The sequence below is a fragment of the Haliea sp. genome (genome assembly GCF_040222615.1).
GTDB lineage: Bacteria > Pseudomonadota > Gammaproteobacteria > Pseudomonadales > Halieaceae > Haliea.
Genome location: NZ_JAVKCQ010000186.1, coordinates 1 through 16,067 on the forward strand (window position 1 = coordinate 1; position 16,067 = coordinate 16,067).

At 64.2% G+C, this 16,067-nt stretch carries 16 protein-coding genes; 1 reads left to right on the plus strand and 15 read right to left on the minus strand.

All coding sequences use genetic code 11. The annotated features are described in order from the left end of the window. The 3 genes from RJQ10_RS14935 to RJQ10_RS14945 form a co-directional block, all read right to left on the minus strand. Nucleotides 1-215 (minus strand): ExbD/TolR family protein (locus tag RJQ10_RS14935; protein WP_350148004.1); only part of this gene is annotated, 215 nt, incomplete at its 3' end. Next, on the minus strand, nucleotides 212-835 hold the full coding sequence (locus RJQ10_RS14940) for a MotA/TolQ/ExbB proton channel family protein (protein WP_350148006.1): 624 nt from the start codon (nucleotides 833-835) through the stop codon (nucleotides 212-214). The genes RJQ10_RS14940 and RJQ10_RS14935, both read right to left, overlap by 4 nt. A 66-nt stretch (nucleotides 836-901) precedes the next feature. Further along, entirely contained in the window at nucleotides 902-3,178 is a 2,277-nt protein-coding gene (locus RJQ10_RS14945) for a DNA internalization-related competence protein ComEC/Rec2 (protein WP_350148009.1), read from the minus strand. A gap of 151 nt (nucleotides 3,179-3,329) precedes the next feature. Between RJQ10_RS14945 and RJQ10_RS14950 the strand changes: the two genes are divergently transcribed. Beyond that, nucleotides 3,330-3,908, plus strand: a complete 579-nt coding sequence (locus tag RJQ10_RS14950) for a DUF2062 domain-containing protein (protein WP_350148011.1) — start codon at nucleotides 3,330-3,332, stop codon at nucleotides 3,906-3,908. On the opposite strand, the gene RJQ10_RS14955 is transcribed toward RJQ10_RS14950, so the two are convergent. The 12 genes from RJQ10_RS14955 to RJQ10_RS15010 form a co-directional block, all read right to left on the minus strand. Then, nucleotides 3,883-5,115: a lipoprotein-releasing ABC transporter permease subunit gene (locus RJQ10_RS14955; protein WP_350148013.1), complete on the minus strand. Its 1,233-nt coding sequence runs from the start codon at nucleotides 5,113-5,115 to the stop codon at nucleotides 3,883-3,885. The genes RJQ10_RS14950 and RJQ10_RS14955 overlap by 26 nt on opposite strands. Continuing rightward, nucleotides 5,102-5,797 (minus strand): ABC transporter ATP-binding protein, encoded by a 696-nt coding sequence (locus RJQ10_RS14960; protein ID WP_350148015.1) that lies wholly within the window; start codon nucleotides 5,795-5,797, stop codon nucleotides 5,102-5,104. The genes RJQ10_RS14955 and RJQ10_RS14960 overlap by 14 nt, the downstream gene beginning before the upstream one ends. Beyond that, nucleotides 5,790-7,055 carry a lipoprotein-releasing ABC transporter permease subunit gene (locus RJQ10_RS14965; protein WP_350148017.1) on the minus strand — a complete coding sequence of 422 codons (1,266 nt, stop codon included), beginning with the start codon at nucleotides 7,053-7,055 and terminating at the stop codon, nucleotides 5,790-5,792. The genes RJQ10_RS14960 and RJQ10_RS14965 overlap by 8 nt, the downstream gene beginning before the upstream one ends. 18 nt (nucleotides 7,056-7,073) lie before the next feature. Next, nucleotides 7,074-7,307: a (Na+)-NQR maturation NqrM gene (gene nqrM / locus RJQ10_RS14970; protein ID WP_350148019.1), complete on the minus strand. Its 234-nt coding sequence runs from the start codon at nucleotides 7,305-7,307 to the stop codon at nucleotides 7,074-7,076. Between the two features lie 29 nt (nucleotides 7,308-7,336). Continuing rightward, the gene (locus RJQ10_RS14975) at nucleotides 7,337-8,269 is read right to left on the minus strand and encodes an FAD:protein FMN transferase (protein WP_350148021.1); all 933 of its coding nucleotides are present in this window, start codon (nucleotides 8,267-8,269) and stop codon (nucleotides 7,337-7,339) included. Between the two features lie 137 nt (nucleotides 8,270-8,406). Next, the gene (gene nqrF, locus RJQ10_RS14980) at nucleotides 8,407-9,630 is read right to left on the minus strand and encodes an NADH:ubiquinone reductase (Na(+)-transporting) subunit F (protein WP_350148023.1); all 1,224 of its coding nucleotides are present in this window, start codon (nucleotides 9,628-9,630) and stop codon (nucleotides 8,407-8,409) included. Nucleotides 9,631-9,644: 14 nt separating this feature from the next. Continuing rightward, entirely contained in the window at nucleotides 9,645-10,253 is a 609-nt protein-coding gene (gene nqrE, locus RJQ10_RS14985; protein WP_350148025.1) for an NADH:ubiquinone reductase (Na(+)-transporting) subunit E, read from the minus strand. Then, on the minus strand, nucleotides 10,253-10,915 hold the full coding sequence (locus RJQ10_RS14990; protein WP_350148027.1) for an NADH:ubiquinone reductase (Na(+)-transporting) subunit D: 663 nt from the start codon (nucleotides 10,913-10,915) through the stop codon (nucleotides 10,253-10,255). Before RJQ10_RS14990 ends, nqrE begins: the two co-directional genes overlap by 1 nt. A gap of 1 nt (nucleotide 10,916) precedes the next feature. Next, complete coding sequence (locus RJQ10_RS14995; protein ID WP_350148029.1) at nucleotides 10,917-11,690, minus strand: Na(+)-translocating NADH-quinone reductase subunit C; 774 nt, start codon at nucleotides 11,688-11,690, stop codon at nucleotides 10,917-10,919. Then, nucleotides 11,677-12,879: an NADH:ubiquinone reductase (Na(+)-transporting) subunit B gene (locus RJQ10_RS15000; RefSeq protein ID WP_350148031.1), complete on the minus strand. Its 1,203-nt coding sequence runs from the start codon at nucleotides 12,877-12,879 to the stop codon at nucleotides 11,677-11,679. The genes RJQ10_RS14995 and RJQ10_RS15000 overlap by 14 nt, the downstream gene beginning before the upstream one ends. Before the next feature lie 3 nt (nucleotides 12,880-12,882). Beyond that, a complete protein-coding gene (locus RJQ10_RS15005) occupies nucleotides 12,883-14,229 on the minus strand; it encodes a Na(+)-translocating NADH-quinone reductase subunit A (protein ID WP_350148033.1) in 1,347 nt (448 codons plus the stop codon). A gap of 234 nt (nucleotides 14,230-14,463) precedes the next feature. Next, a complete protein-coding gene (locus RJQ10_RS15010) occupies nucleotides 14,464-15,933 on the minus strand; it encodes a glyceraldehyde-3-phosphate dehydrogenase (protein ID WP_350148035.1) in 1,470 nt (489 codons plus the stop codon). Between the last annotated feature and the right edge of the window lie 134 nt (nucleotides 15,934-16,067).

Sequence of the window (16,067 nt, forward strand, 5' to 3'; positions counted from 1 at the left end):
ACCCGGTAGCGACCCTGCTCGTCCACCAGCACCTCCACCTGCTGCTCGGGCGTGTCCCGTGCCGCGCCACTGGCCTCGGGCAGATCCAGGGTGAGCTGGGTTTCGCGGGTAAAGGTCGTCGATACCATGAAGAAAATCAGCAGCAGGAAGACCACGTCGATCAGCGGGGTCAGGTTGACACCGACCTCGCCCGGGCGCTGGCGGCGGAACTTCAAGTCCGGTCGTCCCGGCGTTCTTCGTTATGCAGGGCATCCATCAGCTTGATGGTCTCCTGCTCCAGACCGACGACGATGGCGTCGATACGCCCGGTAAAATAGCGGTGCATCGCCAGTGCCGGGATGGCGACTGCCAGCCCCGCCGCAGTGGTGATCAGGGCTTCGGAGATGCCTCCCGCCAGGGCGCTGGCGTTGCCGGTGCCCTGGGCCATGATCTGGGCAAAGACCTTGATCATGCCGACCACGGTACCCAGCAGTCCGAGCAGCGGCGCGATGGCGGCAATCGTGCCCAGGGTATTGAGGTAGCGCTCCAGATCATGCACCACGTGGCTGGCCGCGTCCTGGATGCTCTCTTTCATCACATCGCGGCCGTGGCTGGCATTGGCGAGCCCTGCGGCGAGGATGCGTCCCAGCGGCGAGGACTGGCGCAGATTGCGCAAACGCATGCTGTCCAGTTCGCTGGCCTTGAGCTGTTTCCAGACCGTGGCCAGCAGATGCGGAGGGGAGATTTTCCGGGGATTGAGGGTATAGAGCCGCTCAATGCAGATGGCCAACGCCACGACAGAGCAGAGCAGGATCAGCACCATTAGCCAACCGCCCGCGATTACCAGTTCCAGCACAATGTAAGTCCATGGTGAATGCGTTGCCGCATTATACGCACAGGGCCGAAGGCGGCGAAACAGGCGCTAGTGTTCCCAGTAGCGCGGGAAGCGGCTGCGCTCGGTCATCAGCTGCGGGGTCCGGTGAGGCCGGAGGGTCCACTCCAGCGCCCCCTCGAGCGCGGTGCTGCGGGTGGCGATACCCTGCTGGACGTGACGGTCGCGAACTGCGGCGGCCGGATGGCCGTAGGGATTCGCCCTGCCGTGGGTATAGATGACCAGTTCGGGTTCAACCTGCCGCAGCCAGGCGCTGCTGGAGGAGGTGTTGCTGCCGTGGTGGGGCGCCAGCGCCAGTCTGCTGGCCAGGCCCTCGCGCCAATAGCGAACCAGTTCCCGTTCGCGATCCGCGCCGATGTCTCCCGGCAGGAGCAGGCTTTGGCCGTGGGCCTCGATACGCAAGACGCAGGAGCTGTCATTGCTGCTGCGCTGCTCTCCCGGCGCGGGCGCCAGGACCTGGAAGCGGCTACCGCCGGGCCAGCGCCACGCCATCCCGGCCCGGCACGGCTGCGCTTGCGGTTCGTCCGCAAGGTCGGCGCCGACCAGCAGTGCATCCACTGGTAGCCGCCTGCGCAGGGTCCCGAGGCCGCCAATGTGGTCGTGGTCGGCGTGGCTGACCACCAGGGTGTCGAGACGGGAGATCCCGCGGCTGCGCAGCAGGGGCACAATGACCTCGTCCGCGAGATCCGGCCCACCGGGGACACCGCCCCCTGTGTCATAGAGCAGCGCATGACTGCGATCGTAGACCAGTACCGCGGTCCCCTGCCCCACATCGATCGCGATCACCTGCACAGCGTCGGCCTTGACCCCTCGATGGCCGTGCAGCGGTGTGAGCAGGGGCACCAGCAGAACCGGCAGCAAGAGCAGCTTGACGAACCTCCGCAGGGGCATCACCGCCAGCGCCAGCGCGACCAGCGCCAGGCCGATGGCGGGGAAAGTCGGCGTGAAGCTACGGTACAACCAGTCCGGGTGGCGCTCAGCCAGCCCCGCGCCAAGCGGTAACAGCTGCTGCAACGGCCAGGCTGCAAGCGCCCACAGGCTGGTCGCAAGGTCAATGCCAATGGCGGCCAGCGCCACGCCCGCGAGCGCCAGGGGGACCACAAACAACCCCAGCAGCGGCACCAGCGCCGCATTGGCGAGGGCCGCCACCTGGCTGGCGCCGCCAAACCACCAGCCGGACAGGGGCAGCATGGCCAGGCACATATAAGCATGGGTCCCCAGCCAGCGTTCCGCCAGACCCGCCTGCGGGCGCCAGAGCGCCAGCCACAGAAGACAGGCGACAGAGCAAAATGACAACCAGAAACCCGCGCCGAGAGCAGCCAGCGGATTCAGCGCCAGCAGCACCGCCGCGGCCACCAGAAGATTGTTCCAGGACAGGCCCGGGCGCCCGCACAGGATTGCCAGCAGGAAACAGAACAACATCAGCCATGCTCTGGTCGTGGCCAGGCTGAACCCGGCCAGCGTGGTATATGCAGTCGCCAGCAGCAACGCGCACAGCGGCCCGGCGAGGACTGCCCCGCGCCCCCCGCGCAGCAGCGCCAGCATGCCTGCTGCCATACTGCCCACGAAATAGCCGCACGCTGCCACCATCCCCACATGCAAACCGGAAATAACCAGCAGGTGGCTGATACCGTATTGGCGAAACAGCGCCCAGAGTTCATGATTGAGGCCGCTGCGGTCTGCGACGACCACGGCCCGGAGGATGGCGCTGGCGGGCCCCTCCCCCAACGCCACAAGGATTTGTTCACTCAGGCGCTGCCGATAGCGCTGGTGCGCAGAGCGCGGGCCCGCGTCCGCCATGCGCCGGGCGGGCGCCGCACGGCGTACACTGCCCACTGCATCAATCCCGGTCTGTGCATACCAGGATTGCATATTGAAGGATCCGGGGTTCGCAAGCCCCCAGGGCCTGCGCAGCAAGACGTCGAATTGCCAGCGCTCACCCGGGACCAGCTCGGCTTCGCCAGCATAATTGAGCAGCAGACGGCGCGGGCCGCGACAGTGGGCAAGCGGGAGTGAATCACTGATGAACTCGAAGCGTTGCTGGCGCCGCCCGTCCGGGAACGGGGTGACCCTGGGCAGGCTGGCAACGGTGCCGGACACCAGCATCGGCACCCGCTCACAGGCGTCGGGCAGGCGTCTTTCCAGCAGGGCCTGGCCGTACGCTGCAGCCAGCCCCGCAGCGGCAAGGCATGCACCCAGTATCCGCCAGGGAGCGCGGAGAAACAGCAGCGCCAGCACTCCCGCGACTGCGACCACCAGACCCAGCCAGAGAGGTGGCAGGGCCGGCGCCTGGCTAACCGCGATCACAGTCGCAACAAATCCGCCGAGTGCGGGTCTCACTGATGGTTCTGCGCTGTTTTTGCCGTCATAATGGCCACCTGCACCAGCATTCAGTCGCCCACTGCAAGTCAAGCACAGTGCGCCAATCCGTTACACATCCATTCCGACCAGAGTTTTCATGCCGAGAAAAACCCTGAAACAATGGCTGCCCACGCCCACCAAGATCCGCAAGATCGAGGCCCTGCAGGTGCTGGGCGACTGGATCTACCAGACCAATCTCTGGCATATCAACCGCTACTCGGCGGCGATGGCGTTTTTCGTCGGGGTATTTGTCGCCTTCCTGCCGATTCCCGGGCAGATGCTGGTGGCGGCGGTTCTGGCCGTGCTGCTGCGCTGCAACCTGCCCATGTCCGTGGCCCTGGTGTGGATCACCAATCCGGTGACCATGCCGGCCCTTTTCTACATATCCTATAGAGTGGGTGCGCTGCTGATCGATGTGCCGGTGCAGGTGGCGGAGTTCGAGATGAGTATGGCGTGGATCAGCGCCCGTATCGGGGTGCTGTGGAAACCGCTATTGGCAGGCAGCCTGATCTGCGGCCTGCTGTTTGGCTCCCTGGGTTACACGGGTGTGAGTCTGCTCTGGCGGTACCACGTGGCCAGGAAATGGCGACGCCGCGCACAGCACAGGGCCATCCACGGCCTGCGCCTCTCCCGTCGGAAGAAAGGCAGTGCTACACCCGCTCCTGGTGAAGAATGAGGGCGGGAGCCAGTCTCGCTGCACGCCGCGCCGGGTAGAGCGCCGCAAGTATGCACATGGCAAAAGCGACCGCGGTGACCAGGGCAACATCCACCGCCAGGATATCCACCGGCAGGAATGATACCGGGTAGACATCGGTGCTGAGAAAGTGCAGTCCCAGCAGCTGCTCAAGGCCGGCGACCAGGGGTGGAATTCCCAGGCTCAGCACAACTCCGCAGAGCGCACCCAACACCGCTCCTACCAGGCCGATCATGGCGCCCTGCAGCAGGAATATCCAGGTAATATCGCCACCCGACGCCCCCAGGGTGCGCAGAATGGCAATATCGCCCTGTTTGTCAAACACCACCAGCACCAGCGACGAGACCACGTTGAAGGCGGCCACTGCAATGATCGAGAACAGCAGGATGCTGACCAGGTCCCGGGAAAGCTGGATTGCCGCGTAGAGATTGCCGTGGCTCATCATCCAGTTGGTGGTGTAGTACCCTGCGGGCAAGCTTCCCAGCAGCTCCCAGCCCAGCTGGCTGACCCCGAACAGATCCCGGCTCTGGAGCTGCAGGCCGCTGACTCCACCCTCGAGCCCCGCCAGTTGCGAAGCCTGGGCCAGATGCACGACTGCCGCTGACTCGTCGAGCTCGGTGCCGGTAACCAGCAGGCCGGTCACGGTGACGCTGGCAAAGCGGGTCGCGGCCTCCCGCCCGCCCGCGGTGGGTACAATCAGCGTCAGGGTATCCCCGACTTCTGCGCCGAGACGACCCGCCAGGCCATTGCCCAGCAGCAGGCCGTCCTGCGCCGCCGCGAACTGCGCCCGCAGGGGCGCGGGCAATGCGGCGAGCAAGCCCTGGTCGCCGTTCGGTTGCAGCCCTACGCCGACGGCGGTTTCGATCGAAGTGCCCCGCAGGAACAGGGCGTCAAACTGGACAAAAGGCACCGCCGAAAGGATCTCGGGGTGCGCCTGCAAATCCGAAGCGAGTGTCTGCCAGTCCTGTAACGGCTGCTGGCCGTAAACGGTGATATGGGGCACCAGCGCCAGAATCCGCTCGCGCATTTCCTTGTCGAAACCGTTCATGACCGACAGGACCGCGATCAGCAGGCCAATGGCCAGGACCAGGCCCAGGGTGGACAGAGAGGACAAGAAGGTGGACAGGTAGCCGCGACCAAAGGCAAAGCTGTAGCGCACCGCTATGCGCAGCAACTCAAGCCGGTTCACGGGCCCGCTCCACCAGCGCACCCTGCAGCAGTTCCAGGGTTCGGTCCATGCGCCGGGCGATGGCCGGGTCGTGGGTAACCACCACAAACGCGGTACTGCCGGCACTGAGGCTGTCGATCAGGGCCAGCACCTGGGCCGCAGACTCCGGATCCAGGTTGCCAGTGGGCTCGTCCATCAGCACGCAGTCCGGCTCGGTCACCAGGGCCCTGGCGATTGCCACGCGCTGGCGTTCGCCACCGGACAGCTCCCCGGGCCGGTGTTGCAGGCGATGCCCCATGCCCACGCCGGCCAGCATGGACTCCGCTCGCTGCCAGGCCTGGCGCCGGCCCAGGCCGCCGATCAGCAGGGGCATGGCGACGTTCTCCCGGGCGTCGAATTCAGGCAACAGGTGATGGAACTGGTAGACGAATCCCAGGTGGCGGTTACGCCAGCGGCATAGCGCGCGCTCCCCGAGTGCAGCGAGGTCCTGGCCGCGCATCAGCACCCGGCCGGAGCTGGGCTCATCAAGCCCTCCGAGCAAATTGAGCAGGGTCGACTTGCCGGAACCTGAGGCGCCGATAATCGCCACTTTCTCACCCTCGCCCAGAGCCAGCTGCAAGCCGTCCAGGACCCGGACTTCCCGATTGCCGTCCCGGTATGCCCGGCCCAGCTTGTCGGCACAGAGCACGACCTGATCATTCATAACGCAGTACCTCGGCGGGAGCGATGCGGGCGGCGCGCCAGGCCGGGTAGAGGGTTGCGGCGAGGCTGAGCAGCAGAGCGGCAGCGACCACCCAGAGCACGTCCTGCCAGTGCAATTCCGCGGGCAGCTCGCTGATGAAATAGACCGCCGGGTCAAACAGCTTTACCCCGAACCAGTCCTCCAGGCGGGCCGTGACTGCAGCGATGTTGTTGGCCAACACCACACCCAGCAGCGTGCCACAGCCGATCCCGGCTGCCGCCAGGCCAAGTCCGTGGGCGACGAATATTCCCATGATGCCGCCGGCGCGTGCGCCCATGGTGCGCAGCACGGCGATGTCCCCGCGCTTTTCCGCGACCGACATGACCAGGGTGGAGACAATATTGAAAGCTGCGACGGCGACTACGCTCAGCAGCAGCAAGCCGACCATGATCTTTTCCATCTTCACCGCCCGGAACAGGCTGCCCTGGGTCTGGCTCCAGTCCCGCACCACCAGCCCCGGCGGCAGGACCGGGGCAAGCGCTGCAAGCTTTCGCGGCGCACTCATGAGATCGGCGGTGCGGATCTGCAGCCCGCCCACACCGCTGCCCGCTGCAAACAGGCGCTGCCCCGTCTGCAGCGACACATAGGCCTGATAGCTGTCGGGCTGGGCATTGACCTGGAACAGGCCGCTGACCCGCAGGCGCTTGCTGCGCGGAAAGGTTCCCAGGGGAGTGACTGTCAGCCGGGGAATGGTGACCTCGATACTGTCGCCCGGGCCAACCCCCAGCACCCGGGCCAGGCTCGCACCCAGCACTACGCTGAAGGGCTCCGCGTCGAGACCCGCAAGGCTGCCGTAAATCATCGCTTCCCCCACCCCGGAAACAGCCGCCTCCCGTGAGGGATCGATCGCGGTGAGCACCGCCCCGCGCAGCTGTGCCGGACCGGCGATAATAACCTTGTCGGTGATGTAGGGCGCAAGCGCGATGACCTGGGGGTGGGCTTCCAGCATGGTTGCCAGCTGTAGCCAGTCCGGCAGCAGGCCCTTGCCGGCGGGTTCCACATAGCCGTGGGGTACCAAAGACAGGATGCGCTCGCGCAGTTCGCCGGCAAAGCCGTTCATAATGGCAAGGACGGTGATGAGGCTGGCGACCCCGAGCACCATGCCCAGCATGGACACCAGCGCTATGACGCTGGCGAACCGGTTGCGCTTGCGGCTGAAGCTGTACCGCAACCCGACGAAGAGGACATAGCGCGGGTTCAGCGGGTAACTACCGGGCAAGGCCTTTCGCGCCGACAACTAGCGATCGGCAGGATAGAACTGGGCGTTGTCCGCCGCTGCGCCCTTGCTGTCGCGGGTCTCTTCCTCGCAGCGTTTCGGGTCGCCGCCGCAAATGTCGCAGGCGGTATCGAACCCCAGGGCGCCCATGCCGCCACAGGAGCCCTTGATCGGGCCGCGGCCCATGATGACACCGACAGCCATGATCGCCATGACAATGCCGATCAGCGCGGCGGTGAGTACGAAAACAGTCATAGCAAACTTCCCCGCGGCTGCAATCGCCGCTAGTGCGTAAGGTTTGACGCATCGAGCCAGGGCTCGAATGCGCTCGAATACAGTGGCACGATACGCTCACCTTCCTGGCGCAGCAAATATACCGCGAGGCCCTGGCTCTCGGCCAGCGCCAGCGCCTCATCGGCTCCGAGCACGGTCAGGGCTGTAGCCCAGCCGTCGGCGCGCATGCAGTCAGCCGCAATCACCGTGACCGAGACCAGATCGTGAGCCACCGGGCGGCCGGTGCGCGGGTCGATGCTGTGGGAGTAGCGGCGACCGCCGACCTCGAAGTAATTGCGGTAGTCGCCGGACGTGGCAATTGCCACGTCCGTCAGCGCGATGCCCAGCGCGACCGAGCGCGCGCCGGGCTGCGGGCGTTCCACAGCCACCCGCCAGGCGTCACCCCGGGGGCTGGTGCCTGACAAACGCATTTCTCCACCCACTTCGACCAGAAAGTCGGTGATTTGTTGCGACTGCAACGCCTCCGCAAGCAGATCAACCGCATAGCCCTTGGCGATGGAGGACAGATCCAGCTCCACCTCTCGCAGGCGCCGCATGCGCCCCTGCTCCCGGTCCAGTTCCAGGAACCGTTGCCCGACCAGGTCCTGGCGCGCACGGATCGCGGCGTCGCTGGGCAGGTCCAGTCGCGGGCGGGCGGGACCAAAGCCCCACAGTTCCACCAGCGGCCCCACGGTGACGTCGTAGGCGCCACCCGACAGCTCGCCGATCTCCAGGGCGGCCGCCACCACCTCGGCAAAAGGCTGGGAAACAGTGACCCAGGTACCCGGGGAGGAGCGGTTGAAACGGCTGATCTCCGAGTCCGACTGCCAGGTCGACATGCTGTCATTGACGGCGGCAAGCCGTTGTTCCAGGTTCCGGCCTATCCCGGCGGGGTCGGCGCTCCCGGCGACGGGCAGGTACGTCACATGCCAGGTCGTGCCCATGGCCTCGCCGGCCAACTCGACCGGTCGGGGTTGCCGCTCGCAGCCAGCAAGCAGCACGAGCAGAGCGACTGCCAGGCAGGCCGCCCTATAAAAAAGCCACCCCGAAGAGTGGCTTTGCGCGACGCTGACGGCTGTCATCAGCCGCCGAAATCGTCCAGCAGGATATTTTCGGGCTCCACGCCAAGATCCGTGAGCATGCGGATGACCGCGGCGTTCATCATCGGCGGCCCGCACATGTAGTACTCGCAGTCCTCGGGAGCCGGGTGGTCCTTGAGGTACTGCTCATAGAGCACGTTGTGGATAAAGCCGGTCAGACCGTCCCAGTTGTCCTCGGGCTGGGGATCCGACAGCGCCACGTGCCACTCGAAGTTGTCGTTCTCCGCGGCCAGGCCATCGTAGTCCTCGACGTAGAACATTTCCCGCAGCGAGCGGGCACCGTACCAAAACGATATCTTGCGCTTGCTGTGCAGCCGCTTGAGCTGGTCGAACAGGTGCGAGCGCATGGGGGCCATACCGGCGCCGCCGCCGATGAAGATCATCTCGGCATCGGTATCCTTGGCAAAGAATTCACCGAAAGGCCCGTACACCTTGACCTTGTCACCGGGCTTGAGATTGAACACCCAGGACGACATGACGCCGGGGGGAATTCCCTCGCTGCCCGGAGGGGGAGTAGCGATACGGATGTTGAATTTCACCACGCCGCGCTCTTCCGGATAGTTGGCCATGGAGTAGGCGCGGATGGTGGTTTCCTTGACCTCGGACTCCAGCTTGAAGAAGCCGAAGCGCTCCCAGTCGCCGCGGTATTCCTCCTCGATATCAAAGTCCTTGTACTTGACATGGTGCGGAGGGCACTCCAGCTGCACATAGCCGCCGGCGCGGAAATCAACGCTTTCGCCTTCGGGCAGGCGCAAGGTCAGCTCCTTGATGAAGGTGGCAACGTTGGGATTGCTTTCCACCGTGCACTCCCACTGCTTGACCCCGAACACTTCTTCCGGGACCTCGATCTTCATGTCCTGCTTGACCGCGGTCTGGCAGCTAAGGCGCCAGCCTTCTTTCGCATCGCGGCGAGTGAAGTGTCCTTCCTCGGTGGGCAGCATGGCGCCGCCACCCTCGGTAATGATGCACTTGCACTGGGCACAGGTGCCACCGCCGCCACAGGCGGAGGGCAGGAACAGGCCGCTCTCGGACAGGGTCTGCAGCAGCTTGCCACCCGCCGGCACATGAATGGTCTTCTCGCCGTTGATCTCGATCGAAACCTCGCCGCTGCTGACCAGGCGCGAGCGCGCACTCAGGATCACGGCAACCAGGGCGAGCACGATCGCCGTAAACATGGTGACGCCAAGAACAATCGTCAGATTCATAACAACATTTCCGCCTAGATGTTCATACCGCCGAAGGACATGAAGCCCAGCGACATCAGACCCACAGTGATAAAGGTTATGCCGAGCCCCTGCAAGCCGTCGGGCACGTCACTGTACTTCAGCTTCTCGCGAATGCCCGCAAGGGCCACGATGGCAAGTGCCCAGCCGAACCCGGCGCCGGCGCCGAATACCACGCTCTCACCAAAGGTGTAGTCGCGCTCGACCATGAACAGGGCCGCGCCGAGAATGGCACAGTTTACCGTGATCAGGGGCAGGAAAACCCCCAGGGCGTTGTAGAGAGCTGGGACATACTTGTCGAGAAACATCTCCATAATCTGGACAATCGCCGCGATCACACCGATATAGGACAGCAGGCCGAGAAAGCTGAGGTCCACATCGGGCAGGCCTGCCCAGGCAAGGGCGCCGTCGGCGAGCAGGTAGTTGTAGATCAGGTTGTTGACCGGCACGGTGATGGTCAGCACCACGATGACCGCGATGCCGAGGCCGATCGCCGCCTGCACCTTCTTGGAAATGGCCAGGAAGGTGCACATGCCGAGAAAGAACGCCAGCGCCATGTTTTCGATGAACACGGCGCGAATAAACAGGCTCAGGTACTGTTCCATTACGCGCCCTCCTCGGCCGCGGTGTGTTTGGCCATCCGGAAGTCCGGAGCCTCCACCTGCTTCTTGTCAAAACTGCGCAGGATCCAGATGAACCCGCCAATCAGGAAAAACGCACTCGGCGGCAGCAGCAGGAGGCCGTTGGGGTTGTACCAGCCACCCTCGGTCACCAACGGCAGTACTTCCATGCCGAACAGCTTGCCGGAGCCGAACAGCTCGCGGACAAAGGCCACGGACAGCAGCACCGCGCTGTAGCCGAGACCATTGCCAATCCCGTCGATAAAGCTGGGCACCGGCGGATTCTTCATGGCAAAGGCCTCGGCCCGGCCCATCACGATACAGTTGGTGATGATCAGGCCCACGAACACGGACAGCTGCTTGCTGATCTCGTAGGCCACAGCCTTCAGCACCTGGTCCACCACGATCACCAGCGAGGCAATGATGGTCATCTGCACGATGATCCGGATGCTGCCGGGTATCTGGGCCCGAATCATGGAAATGAACAGGTTGGAAAACGCCGTCACCAGGGTCAGGGCAATACACATCACCACGGTCACCTGCAGCGAGGAGGTCACCGCCAGCGCCGAGCAGATACCGAGGATCTGCAGCGCGATCGGGTTGTTCCTGAAGATAGGCGATATGAGGGTTTCTTTCACGGTCGTCATGTCAGGCCTCCCCGGCTTTCAGGTTGTTGAGAAAAGAAGCATAGCCCTGCTCGCCGAGCCAGAAATGCACAAGCTGGGTGACTCCGCGCGAGGTGAGGGTGGCCCCGGAGAGGCCGTCCACCCGCCAGGGCGCATCGGGGCTGCTGCTGTCGACACTTCCCTTGGCCAGCGCGATTTCCACTTCGCCATCGCGGTAGACCTCCTTGCCTGGCCACTGCGCCTTCCAGCGCGGGTTGTCCACCTCGCCACCCAGGCCGGGGGTTTCGCCGTGCTCGTAAAAGCCCAGCCCTGCCACGGTGTTGGCGTCTGCCTCCAGGGCGATGAAGCCGTAGAGGGTGGACCACAGCCCGTAACCGCGGACCGGGAGTATCACTTTGTCCAGTTCCCCGTTCGCCGATTCAGCGAGGTAGACCAGAGCGTAGTCCTCGCGACGGCCAATGCCCGCGATGTCCTCTTCCTGGGTCAAATTGCTGGAGCGGGAGGGGTCCTTGGCCGCCTTGACCGGCTCATAGCTCGCCGGATCCACGTCATCCGTGAAACGGCCGGTGCGCAGGTCCACCACCCGGGCCTGGATCTGGGCGAACTGCTCCTCAATGGAGGCGCCCTCTTCCAGCATGCCCGCCGCAGCGAGAATGTTGCGCTTGCGATCCAGGGTCTTGTTGGCCTCCTGGGCTGGCTTCAGCAGCACCGCCGCGGTGGAAACCACCACCGAGCAGACAATGCATAGCGCGAAGGCGACCAGCAGGGTTTTACTGATGCCGTCATTCTTGGACACGGGCAAGCCTCCGTTTGATATTGGACTGGATCACGAAGTGGTCCATGAGCGGAGCGAACAGGTTCGCGAACAGGATTGCCAGCATGATGCCTTCCGGGAACGCCGGATTGACCACCCGGATCAGCACACACATCAGGCCGATCAGGATACCGTAGGCGAACTTGCCGGTGTTGGTATAGGCGGCAGACACCGGGTCGGTGGCCATGAACATCATGCCGAAGGCGAAACCACCGACCACCAGGTGCCAATACCAGGGCATGCCAAAGGCGGGGTTGCTGTCGGAGCCGATGATGTTGAACAGGGTGGACAGGGCCACCATGCCGAGGAACACGCCGGCCACGATGCGCCAGGAAGCGATACGTGTCACCAGCAGCAGCGCACCGCCGATCAGGATCGCCAGGGTGGAGGTCTCGCCGATGGAACCGGGGATAGACCCGGTGAAGGCCTGCATCCAGCTGATCTGCTGCTCCAGTGCCGCCATGCCGTCGGAGGCCACCACGGACAGCGGGGTGGCGCCTGTGTAGCCGTCCACCGCGGTCCACACCCCGTCACCCGACATCTGGGCCGGGTAGGCGAAATACAGGAACGCGCGACCGGTCAGGGCGGGGTTGAGGAAGTTCTTGCCGGTACCGCCGAAGACTTCCTTGCCGATCACCACACCGAAGCTGATGCCCAGCGCCACCTGCCACAGGGGCACGTCGGGGGGACAGATCAACGCGAACAGGATCGAGGTGACAAAGAAACCCTCGTTCACTTCGTGGCCGCGCTTCATCGCAAACAGCACCTCCCAGAATCCGCCGACGATGAAGGTGGTGGCGTAGATGGGCAGGAAAAACAGGGCGCCGAAGAAGAAGCAATCCCAAAGGCTGGTCGGATCATAACCGCCAAAGGCGGCAATCAGACCGCCGCGCCAGCCTTCGACCTGGCCGCCGCTGGCAGCGAGGATGTCGTTGGCCTGGAAACCCAGGTTGTACATGCCGTAGAACATGGCCGGAAAGGCCGCGAACCAGACAGTGATCATGATGCGCTTGAGGTCTACCCCGTCGCGCACATGGGCGGTGCTGCGGGTGACAGACGCGGGAGAGTAGAAAATGGTATCCACCGCCTCGTACAGCGGATACCACTTCTTGTAGCGGCCGCCGTCTTCGAAATGGTGTTCGAGCCCGTCCAGGATCTTGCGCAGTCCCACGGCCTAACCCTCCTTCTCAATGCGTGTCAGGTTGTCCCGCAAAATGGGACCGTACTCGTATTTGCCCGGGCAAACATAGGTGCACAGGGCCAGGTCTTCCTCGTCCAGGTCCAGACAGCCCAGGGACTGGGCAGTCTCGGTATCGCCGACGATCAGTGCTCGCAGCATGTGGGTCGGCAGGTAGTCCTGGGGCACCACGGTTTCATAGGTTCCCACCGGCACCATGGCGCGCTGGCTGCCGTTGGTGGTTGTGGTCATGGCGAGGGGCTTGAGGCCGAACAGGCTGCTCAGGTAAATGCCGAGGCTGGAGTGTTTCTCCGCGCCCGGGGAGAGCCAGCCCATGAAGGCGCGGTCACGCCCCTCGCGCAAGACGCTGACCTGGTTGTGATAGCGGCCGAGATAGGCCGTCGGCGCCTGCACCCGGCGACCGCCGAGAACGGAGCCGGAAATTACCCGGTTATCGCCCTCCTTCAGCTCGCCGGCGCAAAGCGCCTGCAGGTCGGCACCAAGGCGGGTACGAAGCAGGCGCGGGTTCTCCACCTGCGGACCAGCCAGGGCGATTATCCGGCTAGTGTGGATCTGGCCATCCAGGAACAGGCGCCCGATGGCAATGACGTCCTGGTAGCCGATGGTCCACACGACTTTACCGGTACTGACGCCACCGAGAACGAAATGGATATGGGTGCCCGCGAGGCCCGCGGGATGGGGCCCGGCAAACTCGGCCAGTTCGATATTGGCCGCCTGCCCGCGCGGCAGATCGGCGCCAGCCGCGCTGCACAGGTAGACCTTGCCCCCGGTCAGCCGCCCCAGCAGGTCCTGGCCCAGGGCAAACGCCTCGGGCTGCTCGGCGATGACCAGCGCGGTATCCGGCGCCAGCGGGTGCGTGTCTATCGCGGTTATGAAAATGGCCGCCGCCTCGGCATCCAGCGCCGGCACACGGCTGAACGGGCGCGTGCGCAATGCGGTCCACTGGCCGGAAAGGTTCAGGTTGTCGCGGATGGTGCTGGGGTCAAGGTTGCGGGCTTCCTCGGCGCTCCAGCTGGGAAAGCTCTCGGAGGCATCGCCCTCGACTTCAATCACCACTGACTGCAGGGCACGGCGTGCGCCCCGATTGATGGCCGCGACCACGCCACCCGCGGGCGCGGTGTAACGCACGCCCTCGGTTTTCTTGTCGGTGAACAGTAACTGGCCGGCCTTGACCCGGTCGCCCTCGGCGACTTCCATGGTTGGCTTCATCCCCACGTAGTCGGGCCCGACCACCGCTACGGCGCGGGCCGCTGTGGCGTCTTCAATGGCTTGCTTGGGAGCACCCAGGATGGGGATGTCCATGCCCCGCTTGATCTTGATCATACGATCTGCCTACAGGTTCATAAGTAAGTGTGGCGGCCAAGGCCGTATTGCAGAGCGGCGTGCCGCTGGCGGTGGTAGCGCCCCTGCCGGGGCGCGGCGGCGGCAGCGGGCTCTAACCCGCCCACCGCCCGTATCCGGGCCGCGCGCATTATAGCGGAACCCGCCGCCAAAAGACTACTGTGCCCGGATGCAGTCGGTTGCCTGGCAACAGCTTTTACCGCCCTGCCGCCGGGCTCAAGACTTCTTCGGATAGCGGGCGTACTTGATGCCCGCCATCTGTTCCAGGATCCGGTAAACCTGGCAACTGTAACCAAACTCGTTGTCGTACCACAGGTAGAGTACTGCTTGGGTGCCGTTGACGATGGTCGCCTGCGCGTCAAAGATACAGGCGTGCCTGGAGCCCACGAAATCGCTGGAAACGACCTCGGGAGAATTGGAGTAGTCGATCTGCTTGCGCATGTCGGAGTGCAGCGCCATATGACGCATGTACTCGTTGACATCGTCTTTGGTGGTGGCCTTGCCCAGGGTCAGGTTGAGGATAGCCATCGACACATTGGGGATCGGCACCCGGATAGCATTGCCGGTGAGCTTGCCTTCGAGTTGTGGCAACACCTTCCCAACCGCTTTCGCGGCGCCGGTCTCGGTGATCACCATGTTCAGGGGCGCGCTGCGGCCGCGACGGTCCGCCTTGTGGTAGTTGTCGATCAGGTTCTGGTCGTTGGTGTAGGCGTGCACCGTTTCCACGTGCCCGCTGATGATGCCGAAGCGGTCGTCCATGGCCTTCAGCGGCGGCACGATGGCATTGGTGGTGCAGGATGCGGCGGAGATAATCTGGTCGCTGTCCGTGATGGCGCTGTTGTTGATGCCGGCGACCACATTCTTCATCTCGCCCTTGCCGGGCGCGGTGAGAATTACCTTGCTCACGCCCCTGGATTTCAGGTGCTGGGACAGGCCGGCCTCATCGCGCCAGACGCCGGTGTTGTCGATCACAATCGCGTTATTGATGCCGTAGGCGGTGTAGTCAATGCTATCCGGGGAATCGGCGTAGATCACCTTGACTTCATTGCCGTTGGCAACGAAAGACTGGCGCTCCTCGTCGACCCGGATGGTGCCGTCAAAGGCGCCGTGCACGGAATCCCTGCGCAGCAGGCTCGCGCGCTTGACCAGGTCATCCGGAGCGCTGCCCTTGCGGACCACCACCGCGCGCAGGCGCAGGGAGTCGCCGCCGTCGGTCTTGTCGATAAGAATGCGAGCCAGCAACCGGCCAATGCGGCCAAAGCCGTAGAGAACGACGTCGACCGGACCGGCAACCGGGCCGGTTTCGCTCCCGACCAGGTCCGCCACCTGCTGCTGGACATAGTCCTCGACGCTCATGCCGGCGCCGGCGCCCTTGTCGTAGTACTCGACCGCAAGCCGGCCGATATCGATATGGGCGGGGCCGAGGTCCAGCAGTGACAGGGCCTTGATCACCGGGAAGGTCTCGAACTCGGACAGCTCGTTCTCTTCCACCTGACGCACGTACCGGTGGTCCTTCATGATCTGGGTGACAGACTGGTTGACCAGCGACTTGCCGTAGATATAGCACTTGACGTTCTTGCGGCGGGAAAGCTCACCCACCAGCGGAATCATGCCTTCCGCCAGCGCCTCGCGCTCCTTCCAGTCCCTGAAATAGTCGTCGGGGCGCTCTCGCTTGCGTTCGTTCACTCGTCTGTCACCTGTCTGCGGGGAATCCGGGGTTCCAACGGGCGCGTATTATCCCGTTCTGACCTGTCGAGGGCAAGGCACTGTGGTACTTTTCACCGTGCGCCTTACAATAGGCGCTCTGTTTCCGCCAACGA

Bases quoted from the DNA above. Each gene is read 5' to 3' on its own strand.
- RJQ10_RS14990 (WP_350148027.1), bottom strand. From the start codon at position 10,915: ATGACGACCGTGAAAGAAACCCTCATATCGCCTATCTTCAGGAACAAC.
- nqrM (WP_350148019.1), bottom strand. From the start codon at position 7,307: ATGACTGTTTTCGTACTCACCGCCGCGCTGATCGGCATTGTCATGGCG.
- RJQ10_RS14960 (WP_350148015.1), bottom strand. From the start codon at position 5,797: ATGAATGATCAGGTCGTGCTCTGTGCCGACAAGCTGGGCCGGGCATAC.
- RJQ10_RS14975 (WP_350148021.1), bottom strand. From the start codon at position 8,269: ATGGGCACGACCTGGCATGTGACGTACCTGCCCGTCGCCGGGAGCGCC.
- nqrF (WP_350148023.1), bottom strand. From the start codon at position 9,630: ATGAATCTGACGATTGTTCTTGGCGTCACCATGTTTACGGCGATCGTG.
- nqrE (WP_350148025.1), bottom strand. From the start codon at position 10,253: ATGGAACAGTACCTGAGCCTGTTTATTCGCGCCGTGTTCATCGAAAAC.
- RJQ10_RS14950 (WP_350148011.1), top strand. From the start codon at position 3,330: ATGCCGAGAAAAACCCTGAAACAATGGCTGCCCACGCCCACCAAGATC.
- RJQ10_RS15005 (WP_350148033.1), bottom strand. From the start codon at position 14,229: ATGATCAAGATCAAGCGGGGCATGGACATCCCCATCCTGGGTGCTCCC.